This window comes from Candidatus Schekmanbacteria bacterium (assembly GCA_003695725.1).
Taxonomy (GTDB): domain Bacteria; phylum Schekmanbacteria; class GWA2-38-11; order GWA2-38-11; family J061; genus J061.
In genome coordinates, this window is sequence record RFHX01000300.1 from 1 (window position 1) to 9,434 (window position 9,434).

General features: G+C 36.5%; 11 protein-coding genes. 2 read left to right on the forward strand and 9 right to left on the reverse strand.

Features of this window, described 5'->3' with window-relative positions; genetic code table 11:
- The 8 genes from D6734_11180 to D6734_11215 form a co-directional block, all read right to left on the reverse strand.
- Positions 1-764 (reverse strand): hypothetical protein (locus tag D6734_11180; GenBank protein RMF92899.1); only part of this gene is annotated, 764 nt, incomplete at its 3' end.
- Entirely contained in the window at positions 751-2,307 is a 1,557-nt protein-coding gene (locus D6734_11185) for a glutamine-hydrolyzing GMP synthase (GenBank protein ID RMF92900.1), read from the reverse strand. The genes D6734_11180 and D6734_11185, both read right to left, overlap by 14 nt.
- Positions 2,308-2,313: 6 nt before the next feature.
- Positions 2,314-3,474, reverse strand: coding sequence for a GuaB3 family IMP dehydrogenase-related protein (locus tag D6734_11190; GenBank protein ID RMF92901.1), 1,161 nt, complete (start codon positions 3,472-3,474; stop codon positions 2,314-2,316).
- A gap of 24 nt (positions 3,475-3,498) precedes the next feature.
- Positions 3,499-4,242, reverse strand: coding sequence for an rRNA pseudouridine synthase (locus D6734_11195; GenBank protein RMF92902.1), 744 nt, complete (start codon positions 4,240-4,242; stop codon positions 3,499-3,501).
- Positions 4,148-4,837 (reverse strand): SMC-Scp complex subunit ScpB, encoded by a 690-nt coding sequence (scpB, locus tag D6734_11200; GenBank protein ID RMF92903.1) that lies wholly within the window; start codon positions 4,835-4,837, stop codon positions 4,148-4,150. The genes D6734_11195 and scpB overlap by 95 nt, the downstream gene beginning before the upstream one ends.
- Before the next feature lie 16 nt (positions 4,838-4,853).
- Positions 4,854-5,858, reverse strand: coding sequence for a phospho-N-acetylmuramoyl-pentapeptide-transferase (gene mraY / locus D6734_11205; GenBank protein ID RMF92909.1), 1,005 nt, complete (start codon positions 5,856-5,858; stop codon positions 4,854-4,856).
- A gap of 96 nt (positions 5,859-5,954) precedes the next feature.
- The gene (locus D6734_11210; GenBank protein RMF92904.1) at positions 5,955-6,725 is read right to left on the reverse strand and encodes a hypothetical protein; all 771 of its coding nucleotides are present in this window, start codon (positions 6,723-6,725) and stop codon (positions 5,955-5,957) included.
- 203 nt (positions 6,726-6,928) lie between these two features.
- Positions 6,929-7,372 (reverse strand): Lrp/AsnC family transcriptional regulator, encoded by a 444-nt coding sequence (locus tag D6734_11215; GenBank protein ID RMF92905.1) that lies wholly within the window; start codon positions 7,370-7,372, stop codon positions 6,929-6,931.
- 164 nt (positions 7,373-7,536) lie between these two features.
- On the opposite strand from D6734_11215, the gene D6734_11220 reads away from it, so the two are divergent.
- Positions 7,537-8,706: a radical SAM protein gene (locus D6734_11220; protein RMF92906.1), complete on the forward strand. Its 1,170-nt coding sequence runs from the start codon at positions 7,537-7,539 to the stop codon at positions 8,704-8,706.
- A 20-nt stretch (positions 8,707-8,726) separates the two neighbouring features.
- The gene (locus tag D6734_11225) at positions 8,727-9,191 is read left to right on the forward strand and encodes a hypothetical protein (protein RMF92907.1); all 465 of its coding nucleotides are present in this window, start codon (positions 8,727-8,729) and stop codon (positions 9,189-9,191) included.
- Between the two features lie 2 nt (positions 9,192-9,193).
- Here the strand turns inward: D6734_11225 and D6734_11230 are convergent.
- Positions 9,194-9,434: thioredoxin family protein (locus D6734_11230; GenBank protein RMF92908.1), on the reverse strand; the 241-nt coding region annotated here is incomplete at its 5' end.

The following is a 9,434-nucleotide window of genomic DNA, read 5'->3' on the forward strand; positions in this document are numbered from 1 at the left end:
ATGACTGCCTTTACATAATAATCCGTTAATTTTCCTGTCAATCTTTTGATTATATAATCAAGCTCCTTGATTTCTTTTTTATAAAAATAATATTTATGAAGAACTGCTGCTCTTTTTTTAAGGGTAGAAATGAAAAACTTGTCTCTTATCTCATCAACTTTGTAATAATCCTTCTTCAATATCTCTTCTGCCATATCAGATGCATATGAATAAGGATATTCTTTCCATATTTCTAAATAGTATTTTTTTGCATCATTCTTTCGACCCATTTTGTAAAGTGCAGTTGCCATATTGAAAATGGCGTCGATTTTTTTGTTGAGATTTTTAGATAAACGAAGATATTCAGAATAGAATGCAACTGCCTCCTTATATTCTTGCCTCTTGAAATACATATCAGCAAATTCAAAGAGGATTTCTTCAAACCAACGGCTTTCTTTATGTCTCATTCTGAAAATTCTTTCAATTTTTTTACAGCTCGACAGATTATCTCTCTTCTTTGCAATCAAAAAAAGTTGATAGTAAGCATAATCAGCAATTATTCTATCCTCTGCAATAGCCCTAATAAATGAAGCCGATGCCTTTCTTTCTTCACCTTCTTCAAGATATTTATGCCCTAATGCATAATAATCTGGCTGTGATGCATAAAGCGGCGAAATCATAGAAAAGAAAATCCAAAGAGCGCAGAAAATCTTCTTGCAATTTATTTTTATCAGGAATTTTCTCATATAAAAACGGAGTGCCGCCAAAAGTTTATTCCCATTCAATCGTGCTTGGCGGCTTCGAACTTATGTCATAAACAACTCTATTTACGCCTCTTACTTCATTGATTATTCGATTTGATATTTTTTCCAAAAGTTCATGCGGAAGCTTGACCCAGTCAGCAGTCATTCCATCGAGACTCTCTACAGCTCTGACAGCCACGACATTTTCATAAGTCCTTTCATCCCCCATTATACCCACAGTTTTGACAGGAAGAAGGACTGCAAAGGACTGCCATATTTTTTTATAAAGGTCTGCTTTTTTAATTTCTTCAACAACTATACTGTCTGCTTCGCGGAGAATATTCAATCTTTCAGGAGTAACTTCACCGATAATTCTTATAGCAAGTCCCGGTCCGGGAAATGGCTGTCTATATATTACATCTTCTGGTAATCCTAATGACTTTCCAACTAATCTGACTTCATCTTTGAAAAGTTCTCTAAAAGGTTCAATCAATTTAAAATTAAATTTTTCGGGCAACCCACCAACATTGTGATGGCTTTTTATAGTGGCAGAAGGTCCGTTGCAGGAAACACTTTCAATTACATCAGGGTATAGAGTGCCCTGTGCCAAATATTCGAAACCGCCCAATTTTTCAGCTTCTTTCTCAAAAACCTTTATAAAATGGTTGCCTATGATTTTTCTCTTTTTTTCAGGATCTGTTACTCCTTTCAACAAATCAAGAAATTCTTTCTCTGCATTGACATAGGAAAGATTGATGTCAAAATGGTTCTTGAATGTGGAAACTACCTTTTCGGCTTCACCTTTACGAAGTACTCCGTTATTTACAAAGATGCAATGGAGGCGATGTCCAACTGCTTTATTTATCAAAACCGAGGCAACTGACGAATCAACTCCACCGCTCAATGCAAGGAGGACTTTTCCATTACCAACAGTCCTTCTTATTTCCTCTACTTTCTGCTCGACAAATGAGCCCATATCCCAGAGCCCATTGCATTTACAGATGTGAAATAGGAAATTGCTCAATATTTCCTTCCCTTTTACTGTATGCGCAACTTCAGGATGGAACTGAAGTCCATAAAATTCCTTGTTTATGTGTTTTGCAGAAGCATTTTTGCAGTTTTCCGTTATAGCGATTCTTTTAAATGATTCTGGGAGCTCTTCAACATAGTCACCATGACTCATCCAGACAATCCTTTTTTCTTCATCGAGCTCTTTTATCCCTTCAAATATTGGGTCATCATTCAAAACATTTATGACTGCTCTGCCGTATTCTCTTTTTGGAGATTCGCTCACCTTTCCTCCAAAGTGACGCGACATAAGTTGAAAACCATAGCATATTCCAAGAACAGGGATACCCAGATCGAATATTTTTTCATCACACTGCGGAGATTGATTCTCTCTTACACTTGCAGGACCGCCTGACAGAACGATCCCTTTGGGAGAAAAATCAATAATTTTTTCTATGCTTGTATTATATGGATGTATCTCACAATACACCTTCAGCTCCCTGATTTTGCGCGCAATGAGTTGTGTATATTGGGAGCCAAAATCAAGAATCAATATCTTTTCTTTGTCCCAACTCATTGTTCCTTATTTTCCCATCCCAACCTTCTGCGCTTGCTGAAAAATTTTTCCTTCTGTTTTTATTGCAGGAGCAATGATTATTTCTGTTTCCTGCATCTCTTTGATAGTCCTTGCTCCGCAATTTCCCATCGATGTTTGAAGAGCACCAACCAAATTTTGAGAGCCGTCATCGTACTCTGCAGGTCCAAAAAGAATCTGTTTCAAGCTTCCTGTCGTTGATACCTTTATCCGTGTTCCTCGCGGAAGATTTGCGTGTGGAGTTGCCATCCCCCAATGATAACCTCTACCGGGTGCTTCTTTAGCTTTCGCAAATGATGAACCAATCATTACAGCATCTGCCCCGCAGGCAATTGCTTTGCAAATGTCTCCACCGGAACTCATTCCGCCATCGGTTATGATTGGCACATATCTTCCTGTTTTTTTATAGTATGCATCTCTTGCGGCCGCGCAATCACATGTAGCAGTAACCTGCGGCACGCCTATTCCAAGTACACCTCTTGTTGTACATGCCGCACCTGGACCAATGCCAACCAACACTGCATCTATTCCCGTTTCCATCAATTCGAAGGTGGCTTTGAAAGTAACTGTATTTCCTACAATTATGGGGATTTTCATCGTCTTGCAAAGTTTCCTAAAATCCACTACTTCATATTCAGACGAGATGTGCCTAACAGTTGTTACAGTTGACTGGACAACAAAAATATCTGCACCTGCTTCTTCTGCTATTTTTCCGAACCTTTCAGCTTTTTGTGGAATTGCTGAAACAGCGGCAATAACTCCTGCATCTTTGATTTCCTTAATCCTTTTGCTGATTAGCTCTTCTTTTATTGGTTCAAGATATATTGACTGGACAAGCTTAGTTGCTTCTTCATTTGTAGCATTAGCTATTTGGTCTAAAATCTCGTCAGGATTTTCATATCTCGTCTGAATTCCCTCTAAATTTAAAACTGCCAATCCTCCATTCTTGCCCATTTCTATAGCAAATTTTGTATCCACAACGCCGTCCATTGCCGCCGCCAATATGGGTATATCAAATTTCATATCCCGCAAAGTCCAGCTTATATCGACCTCATTGGGATTGATTGTCACATCCCCCGGCACAAGCGCAATTTCATCAAATCCATAGCAAACTCGAGCTTTCCTGTTTATTCCTATCCACATTCCCATAACAAATTAACCTCCCTGAGTATTTTATTTTTTATTTCTTGAACATTTTTTCTTCAAAATATTGACTTCTTTCATTTCTTCTGCTGTAAATTTTCTATATTCTCCTTTGGGAAGTGTTCCCAGCTCAAAAGGTCCATACTTTATCCTTTTCAGACGCACAACTGTATATCCAAGTTTTTCGAAGATTCTTCGCACCTCCCTATTTTTTCCTGTCCTCAATGTTACACGCAGCCATGTATTCGAATTTGTCTCCTTCAAAATTTCTATAATTGGTTTTGATATATACCCTTTTTCTAACTTTACTGCATTAATTTTTCTTCTTTTTATTTTCTCATCAAGAAAGCCTTGTATCTTTACATCGTAAACTCTTTCAATGCCATTTGCCGCATCAGTAAGGATTTTACAAAAGTCCCCATCATTTGTTAGAATTAAAAGCCCCTCTGAATTATAATCAAGCCGCCCTACCGGGAACAATCGTTTGTCCGTGTCAAAGTAATCGATTACAGTTTTTCTTCCTTTCTCATCCTCTAATGAAGTAATTACCCCCTGCGGCTTATTGAAAAGATAATATTCCTTCTTTGCAGATGGCTTGATCTTTATTAATTTTCCATCGACTCTAATATGGTCAACTGAGGGATCAGCTTTTGTGCCTAACTGTGTAACAATCTTTCCATTAACCTTTACTCTCCCCTCCATTATCAGGGATTCCGCTTTCCTGCGCGACACTATCCCCGCTTCCGCTATTATTTTCTGTAGTCTCACCTTCATTTTCTTCTTCGCCTTTGTTAGTTTCTTCCGACTGACTGTCTGACAAATCAAAGCCAAGCTCTGAAAACTCTTTTAAAGTTGGCAAAGAGGATAAATCCTTTAAGCCAAATAGTTCTAAAAATGTTTTTGTCGTACCATACATTATGGGGCGTCCGGGCGCTTCCTTTTTCCCAAGTATCTTTATCAGGTCTCTTTCCAAAAGAGTTTTCAATGTACCTCCAATGTTGACGCCTCTAATCTGTTCAATTTCTGCTTTTGTAATTGGCTGTTTATATGCTATTACTGCAAGTGTTTCAAGTGCTGGAATAGAAAGTCGCACTTTTTTTCTTGTTGTATAAAGTTCAGATATCCATTTCGAAAACTCTGTGCGGGTTTTCATCTTAAATCCGCCTGCAACCTCAATGATTTCCATTCCTCTTCCATTTTTGTCATAATCTTCTATAAGCTCATATACTGCTTCTTTTATGAGAGCTTTTTCTGCTTTCACGATTTCGACCATTTTATTAATTGTCAAGGGCTCTTCTGACACAAAAATCAAGGCTTCAATGATAGGTTTCAATGATTCAACTGTAAATGATAAATATTTCTGCTGCATTTATTCACCTTTCTTTTTATCTGATTTTTAAAGTGCTTAAAGCTATTAATGCAAAAATAGCCGATATAATCCAAAACCTTATAACAACTTTTGGCTCTGCGATACCTCTTTTTTGAAAAGAATGGTGTATCGGCGCCATCAAAAAAAGTCTTCTACCAATATAGTTTATAAACACCATTTGAATAAAGACTGACGCTGCTTCTGCAACAAAAACAATTCCTGCTATTATGAATAAAAATTCTTGTTTTATGAGTACAGCAATTGTCCCTAACACTCCTCCAATCATCATCGAACCGGTATCTCCCATAAAAACTTGTGCTGGATATGAATTAAACCATAAAAAACCAATTCCTGCACCAATAAAAGCTGCTGAAAAAACTGCCAATTCACCGGCGCCATTAAGAAATTCAAATTGAAAGTATTTTGCCAATTTAAGATTGCTCAACACATATGCAAAAACTCCAAAGACCATAGCTGTTAATATTGAAGGGCCAATAGCAAGCCCATCGAGTCCATCAGCAAAATTGACTGCATTAGAAGTTGCCATAATAACAAAAATAACAAAGGGGACATAGAGCCATCCAATATCTACCGAATATTTATAAAATGGGAAATTTATGTGCGTTGCCTTGTCCATACCAACTGGAGATAAAGGAGAAACCATTATCAAAGCAAGAATCAATCCAAAGGATGCCTGCCAAAATATTTTTTCTTTCTTGCTCATACCATCTTTTCTGCCTTCTCTTACTTTAATCAGATCATCTTTGATTCCGAGGGCTGAAAACCACACCGTAGCAGCTATGATTATTTGCGTATACATATTGAAAAGGTTGCACCATAAGATTGCAGGAAGAATCATAGAAATAATAATCAACAATCCTCCCATTGTTGGTGTTCCCTCTTTCGATGAGGGATTAATTAGTTCAATCTCCTCTCTTGGAATATCTTTCAGCGATTTTCTTCTCAAAAATCTGATTATCGAAGGACCTGTTAAAATTGCAATTATAAAAGCTGTCACCATTGCGTAAATGATCCTAAATGTAAGATACCTGAAAAGACGGAGAAATGAAAAAATGCTTTCAGGATCATAAAAATATTTATAAAGCAGATAGAGCACTTAGCTCTCCTTACTTTTTTTAATTATTTCAGAAAAAATTTCTTTTAATGGGAATATTGGCTTGAATGACTCACATGTAAGGTCCAATTTCTCAACCTTCTTTTTAAGTATTTCAGGGATTTTGTCCATTTTTTTCAATGAATTTAGTGCAGCAGCCCTCACAACCCAAGACTCATCATCGAGAAGTATGCCCAATACACCAAGAGATGCCTCTAAATCTAAAAAATATTCCATTGATTGTGCAATTGCTGCTCTAACTTCAAAGTTCTTTTCCTTAATTTTTTTATTATATGACAAGAAGCTATTTGAATTATCCTTATCAGAATCAAAGGGAATCAATGACTTTGAAATTACATAGAATGCCTCTTCATCGTTTTTATATAGTTTAGCAAGAGTTTTAATAGATTCAGCCCTTGTTTCCCAATATTTGTCTCCCACTGCATTTATCAACGCTTTTTTAACATCATCTTGGGCAACTCCAATCTGACGTATTGCAATAGCTGAATTTCGCTTTACAAAGCCGACTTCATTGTCATCTAAGAGTTTTTCAACGAGTAGAGACAAATGTTTCTTTTCTCCAGCAACTCCCAACATTTTTACAGCAATATTGCGCACCTGCCAATTGCTGTTTTTTAGGTATTCCACTGCCCTTTTAGAAACAGCTTCCCTATCATAGGAATTGCCAGATGAGATTTTTTCAAGAAGCGAATCAGCTTCTTTTATAATTTTTCTGACAAGCTCTTTCTGCTTGCCTGCAAAAAGGGATAACATCAGTTTTTTGGGCTTTTAGATGAGTATAAATTTAAAAGTTTTCTCTGTCAATTATTATTGATATGGAGAGAAAATATTGAAAATGAAATCATCCCTTTTTCAAGGGGAATACAGCATTTTCTAATAATTTCTACACCCAAAATGCTTCACAAAAGAACTATTGAGCTCAAATAAAACATCTAAAGCAGGAAAAGAAACTTTAATTACAATAAATAAGGAACTTTTAGATTGTAACTTTTATAAGCAATAAATGTTTCAACTGATTGGATATTCTTCATTTTAGACATTTCTTCCTGATAAAAATCGAGAAGTTCAAAACCATCTTTGAGCATAACAATCATCATCAGGTCGTACCTTCCTGTTACTATAGAAACAGACACAACTCCTTTGAGTTTGCTGAATTTTTCTATATTTTTAACCATTGTTACATTGGAAAGCTTTACTCCTATTATGGCAATTTTGTGGTTTGGAATCGCATCAGGATTGACAAGGCCTGCAATGTCAAGCACACCTTCTTCAATCAATTTTCCGACTCTTGCTCGAACTGTATTTTCAGAAATGTCTAAACTCTCTGCAATTTCCTTGAAAGATTTTCTTCCATCTCTTAAATGCTTAATAATAGAAATATTTATTTCATCGATCTTCATTTTCAACCTCCAATAATAAAATTAATATTTACTCAATTTTAGCAACATTTTTTGAATGATTCAACTAAATATTATTTACATATTGACATTTCCATAAATATTATCTAAGCACAATTTTGTTGCTCTTTTTCAATAAAAATTATAATGATGGGTAAGGATAAATTATGAAGAAAGATTTGACTTATATAGAGGCAGTAGAAAAATATCCTGATTTTCCGAAGTTCACAATTCTTAAACTCGACCTTTATAGAAGAGGCACAACCTATTCCGATAAAGTAGTAGCAGAATTTGGCGAGCATCCCGGCCCTGCAATACTTCGAGACGGCACATCAGTGCTGACATTTCCTGCAAAAGGCAGACCCGACCCATATGTAATAGATTTTCACAACGGGAATTTGGGAGTTTTTTACAATGGAGAATATCTCGAAGATATCGATTTCTGTCCTGTGCCTGAATTCTATGGGAAAAAAACCTCTTCAGGTATGGAAATGTCTCGAGTCGGTATGTACAGGCCTCAACGACTTGACCTCTGGGCATATCGATTCTGTCATTATTGGAAAGGTGGAAACCAATGCAAATTCTGTTCAATAAACTATATCTCCAATACACGGTTGAAAACAGGACGAGGATATGAATTGGATATTGCAGATATTCGTGAAACGGTGGCAGAAGCATTGAAAGAACCCGGCAGATTTTCAATGATAACAATTACAGGCGGTGCCGACCCTGAGGGAGAAGAGCCCTTTGACTCTGAACTTAATCGCTACATAAATGTTCTGCAAGCCATAGGAGAGAATTTCAAAAGCAGAAGAGTTCCTACTCAGCTTGTCTGCTGTGCAATGACGAGAAAGCAGATTAAAAAGCTTTATAATGAAACAAGGCTTTTATCTTATTGTCCTGATATTGAGGTTTGGGATAAGGAAAAGTTTCAGTGGATTTGTCCGGGAAAAGAAAAATTTATTGGCTACGACAATTGGGTAAGAAGTATGCTCGATGCAGTAGAATTCTTTGGTAAAGGAAATGTCTGCACAAACATCGTAGCAGGATGTGAAATGTCAAAACCATATGGATTTGAAACGGAAGATGAAGCATTGAAATCCATATTCCAAGGCGCTGAATTTCTAGCGAAGAATGGAGTAGCAATGTTAGCCCTCGTATGGAGCCCTTCAAAAGGTTCTGTCTTCCAAGACCAAAAACAACCATCCCTTGAATACTATATACGGCTTGCCCAAGGGCTTCATGACATAAGAAAGGCATATGGAATCAAAGTCGATACAGACGATTATAAACACTGTGGAAATCATGGCGACAGTGATTTGAGCAGAATAGATTAATATAATTAGGAGAATGCCCAATGATTGAATTGAATGAAGAAGTCAAAAAACTGCTAAAGGACAAGTCTTCAATCAAGATTCTTGCCACAATCGATGAAAAAGGTTATCCCCATGTTGTTATAAAAGACTCAATGACTGTTTTAGAGACAGGAGAAATAGCCTATGCGGAGGACTTAGATTCATCTATTTCCAATAAAAATATGGTAAGAAGTATATGGTTTGACAAACCAGTTTCCATAAATGTTTCAAAGGGCAACGAAAGCTACCAAATCAAAGGCAGGCCAAAGAAATGCATAATTACAGGACCTCTCTTTAAAGAATTCCTTTTGAGAGAAAGAGAAAGGACAAATAATAAAGCGGATATACAATCGGTTTGGATAATTTCAGCAGAGGAATTGAGAAATCAAAACCGCGAATTGAGAAGAGACGAAGAATGGAAAAAAAGGCCTTACTTCAACATTCATTTGGATAGGTTAAAAAAATAGAGTTATTCTCTCCATTTAATGGAGCATCCCATAGAGGGATATTGATTTTCAGTAATAGCTTTTCCTTCAATCAGATTGTTTACTGCTTCTTCCAAATCCTTTTTCTTTACTGCTTTCTCATCCTGCCAATTATCATCGAACCTTCCATGATACACCAGATGTAATTTCGAATCATAAAGATATATGTCTGGAGTACATTGAGCACCAAATGCTTTTGCTACAGTTTGTGATTCATCTATTAGA